Annotated in this window: 16 protein-coding genes; 7 read left to right on the top strand and 9 right to left on the bottom strand. The window is 64.3% G+C overall.

Features of this window, described 5'->3' with window-relative positions:
- Positions 1-62: 62 nt before the first annotated feature.
- From RMO25_RS11190 to RMO25_RS11205, 4 genes are all read left to right on the top strand, one after another.
- Complete coding sequence (locus RMO25_RS11190; RefSeq protein ID WP_309662681.1) at positions 63-1,463, top strand: hypothetical protein; 1,401 nt, start codon at positions 63-65, stop codon at positions 1,461-1,463.
- A gap of 51 nt (positions 1,464-1,514) precedes the next feature.
- The gene (locus tag RMO25_RS11195) at positions 1,515-2,264 is read left to right on the top strand and encodes an energy transducer TonB (RefSeq protein ID WP_309662682.1); all 750 of its coding nucleotides are present in this window, start codon (positions 1,515-1,517) and stop codon (positions 2,262-2,264) included.
- A gap of 21 nt (positions 2,265-2,285) precedes the next feature.
- Positions 2,286-2,987: a 6-phosphogluconolactonase gene (locus RMO25_RS11200; RefSeq protein WP_309662683.1), complete on the top strand. Its 702-nt coding sequence runs from the start codon at positions 2,286-2,288 to the stop codon at positions 2,985-2,987.
- A 79-nt stretch (positions 2,988-3,066) separates the two neighbouring features.
- Positions 3,067-4,329, top strand: a complete 1,263-nt coding sequence (locus RMO25_RS11205; RefSeq protein WP_309662684.1) for an aspartyl/asparaginyl beta-hydroxylase domain-containing protein — start codon at positions 3,067-3,069, stop codon at positions 4,327-4,329.
- A 114-nt stretch (positions 4,330-4,443) separates the two neighbouring features.
- Here the strand turns inward: RMO25_RS11205 and RMO25_RS11210 are convergent, their stop codons facing one another.
- The 7 genes from RMO25_RS11210 to RMO25_RS11240 are packed head-to-tail and all read right to left on the bottom strand — an operon-like array spanning position 4,444 to position 13,228.
- The gene (locus RMO25_RS11210) at positions 4,444-6,084 is read right to left on the bottom strand and encodes an MFS transporter (protein WP_309662685.1); all 1,641 of its coding nucleotides are present in this window, start codon (positions 6,082-6,084) and stop codon (positions 4,444-4,446) included.
- Between the two features lie 42 nt (positions 6,085-6,126).
- Positions 6,127-6,627 carry a DUF3833 family protein gene (locus RMO25_RS11215; RefSeq protein WP_309662686.1) on the bottom strand — a complete coding sequence of 167 codons (501 nt, stop codon included), beginning with the start codon at positions 6,625-6,627 and terminating at the stop codon, positions 6,127-6,129.
- Complete coding sequence (gene acs / locus RMO25_RS11220; protein WP_309662687.1) at positions 6,624-8,543, bottom strand: acetate--CoA ligase; 1,920 nt, start codon at positions 8,541-8,543, stop codon at positions 6,624-6,626. The genes RMO25_RS11215 and acs overlap by 4 nt, the downstream gene beginning before the upstream one ends.
- Positions 8,540-9,589: an NAD(P)-dependent alcohol dehydrogenase gene (locus tag RMO25_RS11225; protein WP_309662688.1), complete on the bottom strand. Its 1,050-nt coding sequence runs from the start codon at positions 9,587-9,589 to the stop codon at positions 8,540-8,542. Before RMO25_RS11225 ends, acs begins: the two co-directional genes overlap by 4 nt.
- Positions 9,590-9,608: 19 nt before the next feature.
- Positions 9,609-10,439: a CoA ester lyase gene (locus RMO25_RS11230; protein WP_309662689.1), complete on the bottom strand. Its 831-nt coding sequence runs from the start codon at positions 10,437-10,439 to the stop codon at positions 9,609-9,611.
- Positions 10,436-10,888 (bottom strand): MaoC family dehydratase, encoded by a 453-nt coding sequence (locus RMO25_RS11235; protein WP_309662690.1) that lies wholly within the window; start codon positions 10,886-10,888, stop codon positions 10,436-10,438. Before RMO25_RS11235 ends, RMO25_RS11230 begins: the two co-directional genes overlap by 4 nt.
- Positions 10,889-10,897: 9 nt before the next feature.
- Positions 10,898-13,228 carry a transketolase gene (locus RMO25_RS11240; RefSeq protein ID WP_309662691.1) on the bottom strand — a complete coding sequence of 777 codons (2,331 nt, stop codon included), beginning with the start codon at positions 13,226-13,228 and terminating at the stop codon, positions 10,898-10,900.
- A 120-nt stretch (positions 13,229-13,348) separates the two neighbouring features.
- Here RMO25_RS11240 and RMO25_RS11245 point away from each other — a divergent pair, with 120 nt between their 5' ends.
- Together RMO25_RS11245 and RMO25_RS11250 are read left to right on the top strand one after the other, a co-directional pair.
- The gene (locus tag RMO25_RS11245) at positions 13,349-14,011 is read left to right on the top strand and encodes a DUF6629 family protein (protein ID WP_309662692.1); all 663 of its coding nucleotides are present in this window, start codon (positions 13,349-13,351) and stop codon (positions 14,009-14,011) included.
- Between the two features lie 73 nt (positions 14,012-14,084).
- Entirely contained in the window at positions 14,085-14,375 is a 291-nt protein-coding gene (locus tag RMO25_RS11250) for a hypothetical protein (protein WP_309662693.1), read from the top strand.
- A gap of 77 nt (positions 14,376-14,452) precedes the next feature.
- On the opposite strand, the gene RMO25_RS11255 is transcribed toward RMO25_RS11250, so the two are convergent.
- Entirely contained in the window at positions 14,453-14,836 is a 384-nt protein-coding gene (locus RMO25_RS11255) for a helix-turn-helix domain-containing protein (RefSeq protein ID WP_309662694.1), read from the bottom strand.
- 132 nt (positions 14,837-14,968) lie between these two features.
- Between RMO25_RS11255 and RMO25_RS11260 the strand changes: the two genes are divergently transcribed.
- On the top strand, positions 14,969-15,511 hold the full coding sequence (locus RMO25_RS11260; RefSeq protein WP_309662695.1) for an FMN-dependent NADH-azoreductase: 543 nt from the start codon (positions 14,969-14,971) through the stop codon (positions 15,509-15,511).
- A 1-nt stretch (position 15,512) separates the two neighbouring features.
- Here the strand turns inward: RMO25_RS11260 and RMO25_RS11265 are convergent, their stop codons facing one another.
- The gene (locus tag RMO25_RS11265; RefSeq protein ID WP_309662696.1) at positions 15,513-18,089 is read right to left on the bottom strand and encodes a TonB-dependent receptor domain-containing protein; all 2,577 of its coding nucleotides are present in this window, start codon (positions 18,087-18,089) and stop codon (positions 15,513-15,515) included.
- Positions 18,090-18,162: the final 73 nt, after the last annotated feature.

Genomic DNA, 18,162 nt, shown 5'->3' on the forward strand with positions numbered 1-18,162 from the left:
GATGCCGCCGATGTCATAGCTTGCCCATGGCGTGTTTCGTCAAGCCGAGTTAGGCGCACCCGATGACTTCTGCTTCTGACAGCGCAGAGACTCAAACGCAGCGAGAGGCGCTTGCTGGAAAAGCGCTATTTCTTTTCCTTGTCCTCGGCCTGCCACTGGGCCTCGCCGGCGCGCCGCGGATTTTCAACGATGGCGATGTCAGCTGGCATGTCGCCGCCGGGCAGTGGATCGTGGCGCACCGATCGCTCCCCGTCACCGACCCGTTCTCCTTCACCGCGGCGGGTCGGCCGTGGGTGCCGATCGAGTGGCTGTCGGAAGTGATCTACGCGACCGTTTATGGCCTTGCCGGTTTTGCCGGGCTGGCGACCGTGGTGGCGGCGGCGTTGATGGCGCTGCACGCGATTCTGTTCCTGCATCTGCGGCGATATGTCGGGCCGCTGGCGCTGGCCGCGCTGTTCATCGGGCTCGATTTGGTGCTGGGGCCGTTCATCCTCGCCCGCCCGCATGTGCTGGTGTGGCCGCTATTGGCGGGGTGGACCGTGCTGTTGCTCCGCGCGGCCGAAGCGGCACGCGCGCCGCCGTTGTGGGGGGCGCTGATCGTGCTGGTGTGGACCAACCTGCACGGCAGCTTTCCGCTGGCGATCCCGATCGGCGCCGCGATCGCGTTCGACGCTTTGCGGGCGGTGAAGTGGGCGACGTTGCGGCAGTGGACGGTGTTCGCGCTGGTCAGCGGGCTCGCCATGCTGCTGAATGCGAATGGGGCGGAAGGTTTGCTTCATCCTTTGCGGGTGATGGGCATGGGGACGCTGCCGCTGATCCAGGAATGGCAGGCGAGCAGTCCGTCGTCGACGCCTTTATTCTATGTCGTGCTGTTGCTTGGGCTGGGGGCCTTGTTGTGGCGCCGGGTACGGGTGCCGATCGGGCGGCTGGTGCTCCTGCTCGTGCTGCTGGTGATGGCCTTCGCCCAGATGCGTAGTCAGGCGTGGTTGGTGATCGTCGCCGCGGCCGCGATCCCGCCTTTGCTCGGCGGCAAGGCGGTTGAGAGGGGCGGCTTTGCATTACTCGGGCTGGCGGCGATCCCGTTCTTGGCGCTGCGCCTGGCGTTGCCGATTACGCCGATTGAGAACGCCGCCAATCCCCGCCACCTGATCGCCGCGGTGCCGCCGGAGCTGCGCTCGCAGCCGGTGCTCAACGGCTATACCTTTGGCGGGCCGCTGATCCTCGCCGGGATTAGGCCTTACATCGACGGCCGCGCCGACATGTACGGGGATGCGTTCTTCACCGACTATAACCAGATCACGCAGGGCGACATCGCGCGATTCAACCGCGCGGTCGACCGCTATGATATCCGCTGGACGATGCTGCCGCCGGGCAATGCGGCCCTGATCAAAGCGCTCGACGCCTCGCCCCGCTGGCGGCGCCTCTATGCCGACCGGATCGGGATCATTCACGTTCGCAAGTGACTGACGGCGCCATAGCAACCGCATGCGCGATCACGGCGTTGATGGGCTGCGATGTACCGGACCGACCTTAATAGCCGCGACAAGAGCGGGGCGATCGCGGCGGTGATCGCGATTCACGTCGGGCTGGCGTTCGCGTTGCTGCACATGTCGGGGACCGTTGATTTTGCCCATCCCGAGCGGGCGCTTGAGGTGTTCGACCTTACCGAAGTCAAGCCACCGCCACCGCCACCGCCGCCAGTCCAGAAGGCCGCGTCGAAGCAAAAACCGAAAGCGAAGGCCGGTACGTCATCGCCCAAGAACATCAAGAGCGAAGCGACGCCGGTGGTCGCGCCCAAACCAAGGATCGTGGTGCCAGCGCCGCCGACAATCGCGGCCAGTCAAACCCCGCGGCAGGGCGCGGCCCCGACCCAGGGCGCATCGAATGTGCGCGGCCCGGGCACCGGGGCCGGCGGCGTTGGGGCGGGCACTGGCAGCGGCGGCGCGGGCAGCGGACCCGGAGGCGGCGGCGATGGTGGTTACGTCGAAGGGCCGCGGTTGCTGACGCCGGTGCTTACGGGTCGCGATTTCGCGCCCGGCATGCTCGATATGTGGCCGCGCGGCGCGCAGGTCTTCATGCGCTTCCGGATCGACGCCAGTGGCCGGATCATCCAATGCTTCGTCGATCGGGGAACCGGGAATCCGGCGATCGATGGGGAGCTATGCCGGCTCACCCAGCAGCGATTTCGCTACCGCCCAGCCTACAACAGAAATGGCCAGGCGGTTGCGGGTTGGGCCGGATATCGGCAAACGCCGCCAAACTGACTGGAAAAGGGCGCAGAGCCGATGATCGAAGCTGAATGGTGGGACTATGACAGCATCGAGGAGATGGCCGACGCGGTCGCCGGCGACGTCGGCTTCATCGTCGAAAGCGCACTGGATGCCCGCGATTCGGCGCTGATCGCGCTGCCGGGCGGGGCGACGCCGAAGCCGATCTATCCCAAGATCGCCGCCCGCAGCCTGGCGTGGAAGCGGGTGACGATCATTCCGACCGACGACCGGTTGGCGCCGATGGACAGCGAGCTCAGCAACATCCGCGCCATTGCCCAGGCGTTCCTGCCGGTCGGCGCGCGGGTGTTTCCGATCGCGACGACGATCGACGACTATCGCCTGGCCGGGGGCGCCGCCGATGCCCGGCTGCAGGATTTGTCATGGCCGCCCGACCTCGTCTGGCTCGGCATGGGCAAAGATGGACATACCGCCTCGATCTTCGCCGGCCCCGACCTGCAGGATGCGCTGGAGGCGCCCAAGACCCGGCGCGCCGTCGGGGTGATGCCCGATCCGATGCCCACGGATGCGCCGGTGGCGCGGGTGACACTGACCCGCGCGTCGATCCTCGCCGCCCGAACGCTGCTGATCACCATCACCGGCGCCGAGAAGCGCGCGCTGCTCGAGCAAGCGATCAAGGACGGGCACAGCTCGCAACTGCCGATCGGCAAGGTGCTGGCCGAAGCCGAACAGCCGATCGACATCCACTGGGCGCCGTAGCTTCGCGACGGATCGGGATTTGCGCGCCGAGCCTCCTCCGCCGCTTGACTGACTCGGACGGCTCTGCCTCAATCAAAACATGTCGGTCGACGCCATCCGGAAGCACCTGGCCGAAGCGCAGCGCGCGAGTCTAGCGGGCTTGCGCGACCAGGCGCGAAGCCATTTCGAAGCCGTGCTCGCGATTGATGACGAGGAGCCCACAGCCCGCAATTGGCTCGGGGCCGACGCCATGGCGCGGACGGACGCAGCCACGGCCACCATGCATTTCGAAATCGCGTGCAAGCGCGAGCCTGGCGAAGGGTCGCACTGGATCAATCTGGCGACGGCCCACCGGAACCTCGACGATGCGAATCGCGAACAAGAGGCGCTCGAGCAGGCGCTCGCGATCGATCAAACCGACCTTCTCGCCCTGATCCGCATTGCCGAGCTTCACGAACGGTTGGGGGAGGAGACGCCGGCGGCCGAACGCTGGAGCGCCGTCCTTGCACTCTCCCGCAGCATCAATGACCCGTCGCCCGAGTTTGCCGCGATCCTCGGTCATGCAAAGCAATTCGTCGGAGAGCAGCAACAGAATCTGGTGGATGCCGTTGAAAAGGCGCTGGCCGGCGAATTGGGCGAGGCCAGTACCCGGGACCGGCGACGAATGCGGAGGGCTGCCGATGCCTGGCTTGGAAGGCGGCCAATCTACACCAACCATTGCGAAGGCCTGCATTACCCATTTCTGCCGGCGGACGAATTCTTTGGGGCCGAGCATTTTCCCTGGCTTGGCGAGCTCGAAGCCGCCACCACGACCATCGTCGCCGAACTGGAGACGATCCTTGCGGACGCACAGGCGGAACTGACGCCTTACATTTCGCTGCCGCCCGGAGTGCCGGCAAGCAAATGGTCGGGACTGGACAAATCGCTAGACTGGGGCGCCTTCCATTTGTGGAAGGAAGGCGAGCGCTTCGATGACGCTTGTGCTCGCGCGCCGCGGACTGCAGCCTTGGTCGAATCACTTCCCATCTGCTACATCGAAGGCCGAGCACCTAACGTTTTCTTCTCGATCCTAAAGGCAGGCAAGCACATCCCGGCGCACACCGGGGTGACCAATGTGCGCAGCGTCGTCCACTTGCCATTGATCGTTCCCGAGGGATGTGCGTTCCGGGTCGGCGGGGAGACCCGCAGCTGGGTCCAGGGCCGGGCGTTCGCCTTCGACGACACGATTGAGCATGAAGCTTGGAACCGCAGCGAACGTGACCGCGCGGTCCTGATCATCGACGTGTGGAACCCGTATCTCAGTGACCATGAGCGAGCCATGATCTGTCGCCTATACGGAGCGGCCGACGTGCAGCGCGGCTAGGCGGCAGCAACCTCCTACTCACGCTTCGTCATGCCGGACGTTCGTCTCCGCTCTCCAAGCGAATTTGACTCCAATGTCTGCTTTGGGTCGTAGGCATGAGAATAGGATGCCCCGCTAACACTCCTCGAGCGGCTTGCCGCGCGTCTCCTTGAGGAACAGCAAAGCGCAAACCACCGACAAAGCGGTGAAGAACAAAGGGTACCATAGCGCCGCATAGATATTGCCGGTGATCGCGACCAGCGCGAAGCCGGTGACCGGCAGGAAGCCGCCGACCCAGCCGGTGCCCAAATGATAGGGCAGCGACATCGCGGTGTAGCGAATGCGGGTCGGGAACATCTCGACCAGCGCCGCCGCTTGCGGCCCGTACAGCGCGGTCGCGGCGACGACGAACAGCAGCAGGACCGCAATCAGCAACGGCATGTTCGCCGAAGCCGGGTCCGCGGTCTTGGGGTAGCCGTTGGCTGCCAGTACGGCGCCGATGCGTGTCCCCGTCTCGGTCTTGAGCGCCTTGAGTTCGGGGCCGGGCAAGCCATCGCCGCTGCTCACCGCCACCATTTCCCGCCCGACGAACACCCGCGTGCGGTCGTCTGGCGAAAATTTCGTCCGGTAGGATATGCCCTTGGCCGCGAGTGCGCTTTTGGCGATGTCGCAGGCGCTGGAGAATTTGGCGGTGCCGATCGGGTCGAACTGGACGGCGCAGTTCGCGAGGTTGGTCGAGACGGTCACCGGGGTTGCCCGATGAGCGGCCACCAGCGCCGGGTTGGCGGCCTGGGCGATCAAATGGAATCCGGGGAAGTACAGCGCCAGCGCGAGCAGCATTCCGCCGACCATCACCGGCTTGCGGCCGACGCGGTCGCTCAGCCAGCCGAAGAACACGTAGAGCGGCGCGCTGACCAAAGTCATGATGATCAGCAGCAGGTTTACGGTTGGCTCGGGCACGCCCAGCGAGCGGCCGAGGAACACCTGCATGTAGAAGAAGGTCGCGTACCAAACCGCGCCTTGCGCACACATGATGGCGAAGAAAGCGACCAGCACGCGATGGAGGTTGTCACGTTGACCAAAGGCTTCGCGCAACGGCGCCTTGGTGACCTGGCCGTCTTCCTTGAGCTTCTTGAACGCCGGGCTTTCCGCCAGCTTCGCCCGCATCCAGACCGAAATTCCGAGCAGGACGAGCGACATCAGGAACGGCACCCGCCAGCCCCAGGCGGCGAACGCCTCCTCGCCGATCCAGGTACGCGTCGCCAGAATCACCAGCAACGCCGCCAGCAGTCCGAACGACGCCGACGACTGGATCCATCCGGTGGCCGCGCCGCGCTTGTCGTTGGGCGCATGTTCGGCGACGTAGATCGCCGCCCCGCCATATTCGCCGCCGAGCGCAATGCCCTGCAGGATGCGCAAGAAGATCAGCAGCGCCGGCGCCACGGCGCCGGCGCTGGCGTAGGTCGGGAGCAGGCCGATGGCGAAGGTCGCCGCGCCCATCAGGCTGACCGTGACCAGGAAGGCGCCCTTGCGCCCGAGGCGGTCGCCGACGACCCCGAAGATGATCGCGCCCAAGGGCCGGAACGCGAAGCCGGCGGCGAATAGCCCAAGTGCCGCGATCAGCGCCGCGGTCGGGTCCAGCCCGGCGAAGAACACCTTCGATATAGTCGTGGCGAGCGACCCGAAGATAAAGAAATCATACCACTCGAACGCGGTCCCGGCCGACGACGCGATAATCACCCGCGCCATCGACCAGGGTTTGTGTTCAGCCGTCATTGCTTACTCCCTCGCTGCCCAACGGATAGCAGCGCTGATGCGTCAGTCCAGCTTGCGAATGGTCTCGTCGAGCCGGGCGACGCGCACACCGAATTTCTTGACGACCAGCTGGTTGAGCACGGTGCGGCGGTCGCGCTGCAGGGCTAGCCGCTGATCGACCACCATCCCGTTCTTCATCCGGTAGTGGATCGTCGCGCGCGGTCCGGCGACAACGAAGTCGACCGGCCCGGCGACGTCGGTCAGCGATCCGCGATAACCGCTATGACCATCGGAGCGAAACAGCCAGCGCCGGCGCCGCGAAGGCTTGCCGTTTTCGCGGATGGCCTGGTCGAGGATCAGGCCGCCGTGCCCATCGCTGCGCCCGATGCTGTCGACGTGGACCCTGACCGCTGGGCTGAGGACCTTTTGCAGAGTCGCTTCGCCGTGCGTGTGCCCGGTGAAAAAGGCGACCGGATCGAAGCGCGCCGCAGGGTCGGCGGGCAGCGGGCTTGAAGGCGCGCAGCCGGCGAGCACCAGCGCCGCGCCGGCAATCTTTAGTCTCATTTTCGGCCAGCGAGCAGCGCGTCGACCACTGCGGGGTCAGCAAGCGTCGACGTGTCTCCAAACTGGGTTTCCCCCTCGGCGATTTTCCTCAAGATGCGACGCATGATCTTGCCCGACCGCGTCTTGGGCAAAGCGGGCGTGAACTGGATCCGCTCGGGCGTGGCCAAAGCGCCGATGTCCTTGCGCACCAGCTGACCCAATTCCTTGCGCAATGCGTCGCTGCCTTCCTCGTTGGCGTTGAGAGTCACGAAGGCGTAGATTGCCTGGCCTTTGATGTCGTGGGGGAAGCCGACCACCGCCGCCTCGGCGACCAGCGCGTGCTCGACCAGCGCGCTTTCGACTTCAGCGGTGCCGATGCGGTGGCCGGAAACGTTGATGACGTCGTCAACCCGGCCAGTGATCCAGTAATAGCCGTCCTCGTCGCGGCGGCAGCCATCGCCGGTGAAATAGAGGCCGGGATAGGCCTTGAAATAGGTCTCGAAGAAGCGGGCATGGTCGTCCCAGACGGTGCGCATCTGGCCGGGCCATGAGGCCGCGATGCACAGATTGCCGCTGGCGGGGCCGTCGAGGACATGGTGTGCGGCGTCGACCAGCACCGGCTTGACGCCGGGCAACGGCTTGGTCGCGGAACCCGGCTTCATCGCCGTCGCGCCGGGGAAGGGGGAGATGAGGATGCCGCCGGTCTCGGTCTGCCACCAGGTATCGACCACCGGGCAGCGGCCGCCGCCGACCACACGCCAATACCAGTCCCAAGCCTCGGGATTGATCGGTTCGCCGACCGTGCCGAGCAGACGAATTGAACTGCGGCGGTGGCGCGTCACCCATTCGTCGCCTTCACGCATCAAGGCACGGATCGCGGTGGGCGCGGTGTAGAAGATGGTCACGCCGAGCCGGTCAACAGTATCCCAAAAGCGGCCGAAATCGGGATAATTGGGAACCCCGTCGAACATCACGCTGGTCGCGCCGTTCATCAGCGGGCCGTAGACGACGTAAGTGTGGCCCGTGATCCAGCCAACGTCGGCGGTGCACCAGAAAATGTCATCGTCGCGCGCGTCGAAAATCCAGTCGAACGTCGCCGCTGTCCACACCGCATAGCCGCCGGTGGTGTGGACCACGCCCTTGGGCTGTCCGGTCGACCCCGACGTGTAGAGGATGAACAAAGGATCCTCGGCGTTCATCACCTCCGGCTCGCAGTCGGTCGGAAGTCCGTCGCGCACCGCCGAGTAGGAGACGTCGCGGCCGTCTTTCATCGGCACGTCGGCGCCGGTTCGGGTGATGACGATGACGCTGGCCACGTCGCGCTTCGCGAGCGCCGCATCGACGTTGCGCTTGAGCGGGATATGCTTGCCACCGCGCAAGCCCTCGTCAGCCGTGATCACCGCGCAGGCGTCGCAGTCGGCGATACGGCCGGCGAGGCTGTCGGGCGAGAAACCGCCGAACACTACCGAGTGGATCGCGCCAATCCGCGCGCAGGCGAGCATCGCCGCGGCTGCTTCGGGGATCATCGGCAAATAGATCATGACGCGGTCGCCGCGCCCAATGCCGCGCTGTTTCAAGAGGTTCGCCATGCGGCAGGTTTCGGCGTGCAGTTCGCGATAGGTGAGGGTGCGACCGTCGCCGGGCTCGTCGGCCTCGAAGATCAAGGCGGTGCGGTCACCACGGGTCGCGAGGTGGCGGTCGAGGCAGCTGACCGACAGGTTCAATTCGCCGTCGGCGTACCAGCGGATGCGGAAGTCAGACTCGTCGAACGACCAGTCGCCTGCCTGTTCGGGGAATCGAGCCCAGTCGAGCCGCCGCGCCTGGTCGAGCCAGAATGCGTCCGTGTCCTGGTCCGCCCGCCGGTGCATTTCCGCCAGCTCTTCGGGGCCGATTTTCGCCCGGAAATCTGGCGGAACCGGATGCACCGCTGCGCTCATAGGCCTTGGGCCATGTCGATCACGAAGCGATAACGCACGTCATTCTTGAGCAGCCGTTCATAAGCCGTGTTGACCTCGTCCATGCGGATCATTTCGCAGTCCGGGTAAATGCCGAGCTCGGCGCAGAAATCGAGCATCTCCTGGGTCTCGGGAATGCCGCCGATGGCCGATCCGCCGACCGCCCGGTTCCACCAGATGATGTTAAAGCCGGTAAAGCCGGGCATCGGCGTCAGCGCGCCGACGATCACCATCCGCCCCGACCGCCCGAGCAGATTGAGGTACGGATCGATCTCGTGGCTCACGGGAATCGTGTTCAGGATGAAGTCGAAGCGGGTCGCGGCCGCCTTCATCGCCGCCGCGTCGGTGGAAACGATCACGTCGTGCGCGCCGAGTTTGCGGGCGTCCTCGCCCTTTTCGGGCGTGGTCGTGATCATCGTCACATGCGCGCCCATCGCCGCGGCCAGCTTGACCCCCATGTGGCCGAGGCCGCCAAGACCAATGACGCCGACCTTGGTGCCGGTCCCGATCTGATATTGGCGCAGCGGCGAGTAAGTCGTGATCCCGGCGCACAGCAGAGGCGCAACGCGCGCCGCGTCCATGCCCTTGGGCACCTTCAGGACGAAATGATCGCGGATGACAATATGGTCGGTGTAGCCGCCCTTGGAGATTGTCCCGTCGTGGCGGTCGGGGCTGTTGTAGGTCTGGACGCAGCCTTCGCGGCAAAACACTTCCCACCCCTCGAGGCACTGGTCGCAGACCATGCAGCTGTCGACCATGCAGCCGACCGCCACCGTGTCGCCAACCTGGTGGCGCGTGACCTCGCTGCCGACCGCGGTAACGGTGCCGACGATTTCGTGGCCAGGGATCACGGGATAGCGTGTCCCGCCCCAATCGTTGCGGCAGGTGTGAAGGTCGCTGTGGCAGATGCCGGCGAAAGTGATCTTGATCGCCACGTCATCGGGACGAAGGTCGCGGCGCTCGAATTCCATCGGTCGAAGCGGCTGGTCGGGTGCGTCCGTGCCCCATCCCGTGGCTGGCGTTGGCATGTTCGTGATCTCCTAAAATCTAGCGGGCGCGGTCGAGAATCCTTTGCGCCTGGATAAGGTGCGGGCGGTCGACCATCCGGCCACCGACCGAAAGAACTCCGGCGTCTGGTGCTGCGTCGAACGCCGCTACGATCGCCTTGGCGTGGGCGATTTCGTCCCTGGACGGGCTGAAGGCCGTGTTGATGATCGCCACTTGATCGGGATGGATCGCGAGCTTGCCGGTGAAACCCTCGCGCGCCGCCGCTTCGGCTTCAGCGCGCAAGCCCTTGTCATCTTTGAAATCGGCGAAAATCCCGTCGACCGGCTGCACGCCGGCTGCGACCGCGCCGGCTAGGCACAGCGAGCGCGCCAATTTGTAGGTCAGGCTCAATTCGCCGTCTGCATCATATTTCGACGATGCGCCGAGCGTTGCCGACAAGTCCTCGGCGCCCCAGCTCATCGCCGCCAGCGGTGACTTTGGGTCGCGGTAGGACAGCATGCCGAACAGGCTCGCCGGCGTTTCGGTGACGATCGCGTGGACCGGCAAATTGCCGGTGCGGTGGGCGAGCTGGGCGACATCGGCGCCGCCTTCCGCCTTGGGCAGCACGACGCCTTCGAAGTCAGCTGAGGCAAACAATCCCAGGTCCGCTTTGATATGCTCGCTGCCCAGCGGGTTGATGCGCACCCACCATTGCGGTCCGCCGGTCCGGGCGGGAAGCGCCTTTAAGATATTGCGCGCGTCCGCTTTGTGAGCTGGGGCAACGCTGTCTTCGAGGTCAAAAATCACGGCGTCGGCGTCGCTGGCGATCGCGCGCGCGATCATCTTCTCGCTGTCGGCGGGGACGAATAGCCAGCTACGCGGTTCGGTCATTGCGACTTTTTCAGGATGAGCGCGGTGCGCGTGCATTCGCACACCAGTTCATCGCGCTGGTTGAAGCTGCGGTGCGTCCAGGTGACGACGCCGGCATTGGGCCGCGATTTGCTTGTCCGCAGCGCGGTGCACTCGGTCTCGCTGCGCAGCGTATCGCCGGCGAACACGGGGTTGGGGAAGACCAATTTGTCGTAGCCGAGATTGGCGACGAGCGTGCCGAGCGTGGTGTCGGCGACGCTAACCCCGACCATCAGGCCGAATGTGTAAATGGAGTTGACCAGCGGTTTGCCGAATTCGGATTTGGCGGCGAGTTCGTGGTCGAGGTGCAGGGGCTGCGGGTTATGCGTCAGCGCCGAGATCAGCACATTGTCGGTCTCGGTGACGGTTCGGGTGATCTCGTGGGCGACGCGGTCGCCGACCTGCCACCCGTCATAATATCGTCCTGGCATGGTGGCGTCCTAAGCGGTTGTGGCCGCGCGCGCCAGAAGCAGTTCGGCGACGCCTTCGGTCAATGCCTCCTGGTCGAGCCGATAGGCGGCGTAGAGTTCGGGCAGGCTGCCGGTCTGGCCAAACCGGTCGACTCCCAGCGGCGCGACCCGCTGGCCAAGCACGCCGCCAAGCCACGACAGCGAGGCGGGGGCGGCGTCGGCGATGGTCACCAAGCCGGCGCCGGGAGCCAGCGCGGACAGCAGGGTCTCAACGTGACTCGGCTCGCGCTTGCCGCCCCAGCGTGCCGCCTGTGCGTTCGTCCAGCCGCGATGGAGCAAATTGGGCGAGGTCACGCTGAGCAGCCCGAGCCCAGGAACATCCCCGCGAAGCTCGTCCCACGCGGCGAGCGCTTCGGGCATCACCGCGCCCATCGCGACAATTGCCGCTTCGGCATCGGGTCCGGGCGGGCGAAGCCAATAGGCCCCCTGCAGCGCGCCTTGGCGCCAGCCGTAATCCGCGCGCTCGACTTGCGCCACCGACCGCGTCGACAAACGGAAATAGCTCGACTCGCCGGCTGGATCGTCGATCAGGCGGAACGCCTCCTCCATCATCGCCGCTAATTCGTCGGCGAACGCCGGCTCATAATGCCTCAGGCCGGGCTGGCCGAGCGCGATCAACGGCGGGTTGATCGACTGGTGCGCGCCGCCCTCGGGTCCCAAGGTGATCCCGCTCGGTGTCGCGACGAGGATGAAGCGCGCATCCTGGTAGCAGGCGTAGTTCAACGCATCGAGGCCGCGGGCGATGAACGGATCGTACAGCGTGCCGACCGGGACCAAGCGCGTGCCGAACAGGTCGCCGGCCAAACCCGCCGCCGCCAACATCAGGAAAAGATTGTTCTCGGCGATGCCCAGTTCGATGTGCTGGCCCTGGTTTGTCGCCGCCCATTTTTGTGCTGACGCAATTTTTGCCTTGGCGAAAACGTCCGCCATTTCCCGCCTGCGGAACAAACCGCGTTGATTGACCCACGCGCCGAGGTTGGTCGAGACGGTGACATCGGGCGACGTGGTGACGATGCGGTCGGCCAAGGGTCCGCCAGCCTTGGACAGGTCAAGCAGGATGCGGCCGAATGCGGCCTGGGTCGATTGCTCCTCGCCGGCCGGCGTCGGGATGTGCGGCACGTCGATCGTGCCGAACGATCGCAACTGTTTTTCGCGGGCCGTGTGACTATGGTCGATCAGCGCTTCGACCGCCGGTCGCGCATTGTCGCCGATACCCTCCAGTGGCTCCCACTCGCGCCCCTCGGTCACGCCCATGGCTTCGCGCAGTGCCGCCATCTGGGTTGGGTTCATCAGCCCCGAATGATTGTCCTTGTGGCCGGCGAACGGTAGCCCGTAGCCCTTGATCGTCCACGCAATGAACAGGGTCGGGACATCGTCGTCTGCGCTGGCGAACGCATCGACCAGGCAATCCATGCAATGGCCGCCAAGGTCAGTGAACAGCGCCGCCAGCCCAGCATCGTCATGCGCCTTAAGGAACGTCGCCGCGGCCTTGCCGAGATCGGTCTCGATCCGCGTCCGCCACGCCGCGCCGCCCTGGTAATGAAGCGCCGACAGATCGGCATTGGGCAAGTTTTCAAGCCACGCCTTAATCTTCGGATGAGCATCGAGCGCGGCCTGCAGCCGTTTGCCCCAGCGCAATTCGATCACCCGCCAGCCGCAGCTTTTGAAGATTTCGTCGAAGCGCTCGAACATGCGGTCGGCGCTGGTCGCATCGAGGCTCTGGCGATTGTAGTCGACGATCCACCAGCAATTGCGGATGTCGTGCTTGGCCGCCTCGATCAGCGCTTCGTAGATATTGCCTTCGTCGAGCTCGGCGTCGCCCATCAGCGCCACGAAGCGGCCGCGGTCAGCGTCGTCGAGCCAGCCGTGGGCGGTGAGATAATCCTGAATCAGGCTTGCGAAAGCGGTGATCGCGACCCCGAGCCCGACCGATCCGGTGGAGAAATCGACCGGGATTTTATCCTTGGTCCGGCTCGGATAGCTTTGCATGCCGCCGAAGCCGCGGAAATTCTCAACCTGCTCGCGCGTCTGCGACCCGAGCAGATAATGGATCGCGTGCAGCACCGGCCCGGCGTGCGGCTTGACCGCAACCTGGTCGTTCGGCCCCAGCGCGTGGAAATAGAGCGCCGCCATGATCGCCGTCATCGATGTGCAGCTCGCCTGGTGCCCGCCGACCTTGAGGCCATCGGGCGACGGGCGGATGTGGTTGGCGTGATGGATGGTCCACGCCGACAGCCACCGCAGCCGCTCCTCGAGCAGCTTCAGCGCGGCGATGTCGGGCGTGGAGGCGGGCTTGAGCATCACCACGCCCTAGCGTCACGATCCGCGAGCGTCACTCAAATGTCCGCAAGGGGTGGAAAGCGGACGCCGCTATATGGTCCGCAACCAGCTTTTGTGGCAGGCCCGCCGCAAGGGGGCGCCATGTGCTTTTCAGCGACGGCAAGTTTCACGGCTGGAGCGGTCCTGTTAGGCATCGGCACGCTGACCCTGCGGCGAGCTGATCGGGTCGCCGAGCTACCTTACGCGTCAATCCCAGCGCTGTTTGGCCTTCAACAACTTGTCGAGGGAGGTCTGTGGCTCTCGTTTGCCGACGGGGCGCCTCACCTCAACTCAATATTGACCCACGTCTATTCGTTGTTCTCACACGTCCTATGGCCGATATTCGTGCCGATTGCGGTTCTGCTGCTTGAAGCGGTGCCCTGGCGCCGCAAGGCGCTCAAGGCGCTTGCCATCGCTGGATCGCTGTCCGGGATTTACCTCCTGTATTTCTGGGCGATGGACCCGACCACCTCGAAGATTATCGGGCATCATATCTTCTATGATTCACCGCACTTCTACATTGGGCCCATTCTCGTTCTTTATGTGCTGGGAACGTGCGTCAGCTCGCTTCTGTCGAGCCACGCCGCGGTGCGATGGTTCGGGGCCGCCACATTGGCTTCGTTCATTGCCGCTTATGCCTTTTCGTTCTGGTTTATCTCGGTCTGGTGCTTCTTCGCGGCGATCATGAGCGCAACCATCTGGCTCTATTTCCGCCAGCATCCTGCGATACGGGCATCCGCAAGCGAAGTTTGCGCGGGCGCTTGATCGCTTCACTTATGGTATGACGCTTTCACCGAGCGCGCCGATTGAGAGCTTCGCCGGCAACGGGAGGCATTTCATGTCCACCACGACAAGTGAAACGAACGGTTCAAGCGGGAGGGCGAACGTGCTTCGCTTTGCCCTGACCGGAGCCTTGGCGGCAGGCGTTTTCTACGTGATTTGCTGGCTGGGTGCGTTCCTGCCCATCGGTCCGGCTACCCATATGTATATCGCGCTATTCACGAGCGCTGAAATCACTTCCAGCCTCGCCTTGGTTCAAGGGCTGTGCTGGTCGTTTGGGTTCGGCTTGATCGCGGGATCGCTCATTGCTTTCATTTACAACTTGCTGGCGCCCTTCGACCGCCGTTGAAGGCGGCTAATGCATAAAGGCGCCACGCTCGTGAATGTCCGCAATGGGTAGAAAGCGGACATTGCCGACCTCGCTCGTTATTCAGCGTTACGCGCCTCGTCGAACCGCTCCTGCGCGGCGCGGATGCAGGCGATGTGCTCGATCGCCCATTCGCCGAGCGCCTTGACCGGTTCGCGTAACGAACGCCCGAGTTCGGTCAACTCGTAGTCGACCCGCGGCGGGATGGTTGGCGTGACCGTGCGGGTGACGAGCCCGTCGCGTTCGAGCCCGCGCAGCGACAGCGTCAGCATGCGCTGCGAAATGCCGTCGATGGCGCGCTTGAGCTCGGAAAAGCGCTGCGGCCCGTTGGACAGCATCATGACGATCATCATGCTCCATTTGTCGCCGACGCGATTGAGCACCGGCGCGACGTTGCGGCAACCGGCGCTGTGCAGGCCGCCGGGCGCCGATGAGGCGGTCACATTCCTGTGAGGCCCTTGTTGGGAAGCGGTCACATTCCTGTGACTGGGTAACAAATTTATGCCGTCTTGCAGGGTTTCCATGCGTGGTTATTTAAAGTGTCCCGGTAACAAATCAATACCAAGGACCAGACAATGACCATCCTCAAGATCGACAGCAGCATCACCGGCGACGCCAGCGTCAGCCGGATTCTCACGCGGCGGATCGTCGACCAGCTTCGGGCGGCCGATCCCGGTGCCGACGTTATTGCCCGCGACCTCGCCAGCGAGCCGTTGCCGCACCTGACGCTCGACGCATTTGCCGACACGTCGACCATCGAAGAGTTCCTCGCCGCCGACGCGGTGGTGATCGGCGCGCCGATGTACAATTTCTCCTTGCCGAGCCAGCTGAAGGCGTGGATCGATCGCATCCTCGTTGCCGGGAGAACATTTCGATATTCAGCCGATGGTCCCGAAGGCCTGGCCGGCGGCAAGCGCGTAATTATCGCCGTTTCGCGGGGCGGATTTTACGACGACGCCAACGCGCTCGAACATGTCGAGACCTATTTGAACGGTGTCTTTGGCTTTATCGGCATCACACCCGAATTCGTCCACGCGGACGGGATTAACTATGGCCCCGAGCAGCGCGAAGCGGGCATCGCCAACGGCCTGCTCGAAGTGGAGCGCCTCGCCGCCTGAGCTAAAAGCGGGTCGTTAGCTGCAATCCGTAGGTACGCGGTTCGCCGGGGATAAAGGTGGCCATGCCAAGCGCATCCCCGGTGTTGCCCGCGTCTTTGATATACTTCTTGTTCAGCACATTATCGGCGAAGGCTTCGATGCGGAACGTGCTGCCGCTAAGGGTGTAGCCGAGCCGCGCGCTGACCAAAGCGAAGCCCTTTTGCAATTCGTCCTGGACAGTGTCGGGGACGATCTTGCCGCGGGCGACGGTCTGCAGCTCCGGACGGTCGTTGTCATTGTCGAAGAATACCTTCGATTGATAAGTCACGGCCGGCGTGAAATCGATCCGGCCGCCGGGCGCGCCGGTGGTGAATGTGCCACCGGCGGAAAATGTATGATCCGGCGACAGGCGGAATCGATTGCCTTTGAACACGCCCGATTTGAAGCGGGCATGGTTGAACGCATAATTGGCGAACAGCTTCAGCGCGGGGCCTACCGAATAGCGAGCCTGGCCTTCGAAGCCGTAGCTATCGGCCTTGCCGGCATTGCTGGTCACAAAGGTCGTGCCGATCTGTTCGGTCGTTTGGAAGTTCTTGTATTTGTAATAGAATAATGCGCCGTCGAGGTAGAGGCGGCGATCTAGCGCGGTGGTCTTCGCGCCGATCTCGAAACTGTCGACGCTCTCCGAATCAGCGACCACGAACCGGGCGTCGGCCCCGGGCAGCTCGGGAGGCAATGCGTTGAGCACTTCCGGCCGCCGACCGCGCGCGTAGATCGCATAAATGCTGCTGTCGGGCGTCGGCTGATAGCGCGCGAACCCGCGCCAGGTGAAGCCATTGTCCTTGAAGCTCTGGTTGATCCGCGCGTTGCCCGGCGTGGCCTGGAAGGTAAGCCCGAAAATCGGCACCGGATAGAAAATCGACGGTGGGATGGTGGCTGCTCCCGGCACTGCGAGCGCGTTCAGTAGCAGGGTGCGAAACGGTTCCGGTTGGCTCAACGCGCCGAGGAAGCCGCCGAGGATTGACCGGCCGTTCTGCACCTCGGCCTGGACACCCGACGTCTTGTCATCGTGGGTCCAGCGAAGTCCGGCGCCGACCTCGAACTGCGGCGACACCTTGAAGCTGACGTCGCCGAAAATGTCGAACGCGTCGGTTTTCGAGAAGCTGGTTTGCTCCTCGTCATGCGCCGCCTTGAGGTTGGCGGCGATGCCGTTCGCTATCGCCCCGGGCAGCAGATAGCTGAATGAACCGGCGACTCCCTGGAGGAGCAGGCTGGTGAACCCCGGATTTCCAATCAGGGCCATGGGCGCAGGGTCGCTCGCCGGCCGGCCGGGAATAAATCCACCGCCGTTGAGCGCGCCGGCGATCTGGGCCAGCGCAGCCCGTTCGTCGAACTGGGCGGGGGTTCGGTCGGACCCTTTTTCATGAAAAAAACTGGTCCCGACAAACGCCGTAACTGGGCCGCCGTCGTTCCAGGTCAGCCGCAGCTCCTGGCTGAATTGCTTGCTTCGGGCGTCGTCGGCGGCGGTGATGACGGGCAGCGACGTGCCGTCGGCGTCGAGCACTTCGAGCGCGTGGAATTGACGGTAAGCGGTGATCGAGTTGAGCGTGAAGGCGTCATTGAGCTCGGCTTTCATCAGGCCGGTGACGCCCCAGACGGTCCGTTTGAGACCGAGGTCACGACCGCCGTCGAAATTGTCTCCGGCGACGAGCGCCGCGCCGTCGTGGATTCCAGTTCCGCCGAGGACTTCGCCGGTGACCGGATCCGTCGGGCGAAATGCCAGCGACTTGAACGCGGTGCCGTTGGGCGTGTCCTTTTGGTAATTGCCGATGACGTCGAACGTGATCCGCTCGGACGGGCGGACTCGCAGGCTAGCGCGGACCGCGCCGGTCTTGACCGATTGGAAGTCCCCGCCGCCCAGCAAATTTTTGACCGTGCCGTCGCGCTGTTTGTACCGCCCGGCGATGCGAATAGCGGCGTTCTCGCCGAGCGGCGCGTTGATCATCGCCTCCCCCAGCATGTAATCGAAATTGCCATATTCGGCGCGGGCCATCCCGGACGTCTGGGTGAGATCGGGCTTGGCCTGGACGATGTTGATCGCGCCAATCAGCGCCCCGCGGCCATAAAGGGTTGATTGCGGCCCCTTCGAAACTTCGACGCGTTCGACGTCGAAAAGCTCGACATAAGCCCCGCGCGGCTTGGAAATGGAAACGCCGTCCTGGTAAATCGAGATGCGGGGCTCGAAAAAGGCATCGGCTGAATCGCTGGTCACGCCGCGAATGTTGATTGCCGCATTGTTGGGCGACTGGTTCTGGACAGCGAGGCCGGGCGTATAGCGCGCCAGATCTTCGAATTCCTGCACGCCGAGCTGATCGAGTGCTTTGCCGGTGAAAGCAGTAACCGCGAACGGTACCTCGATCAGGCGTTGCTCGCGCAGCTGGGCAGTGACGACGATCGTCTCATCCTCGCCCCGAGTGCTTTCTGGTACGGATTGCACCGCGGGCGGGTCGCCTGGCGTAGATTGCGGGTCCTGAGCCCAAGCGGGAGCCGACAGAGAAAGCGCCAGCGCGCTGCCGGCGTGGAAAGTTATCTTGTTCATTATGCCCCCCGTTTGGAAAACCCCAATCGCAGAGCAGGATGACGGGCTGATGTCAGTCCGTCGAGTCAGGAAA

The sequence above is a fragment of the Sphingomonas sp. genome (genome assembly GCF_031361285.1).
In the GTDB taxonomy this organism is placed as follows: Bacteria; Pseudomonadota; Alphaproteobacteria; order Sphingomonadales; family Sphingomonadaceae; genus Sphingomicrobium.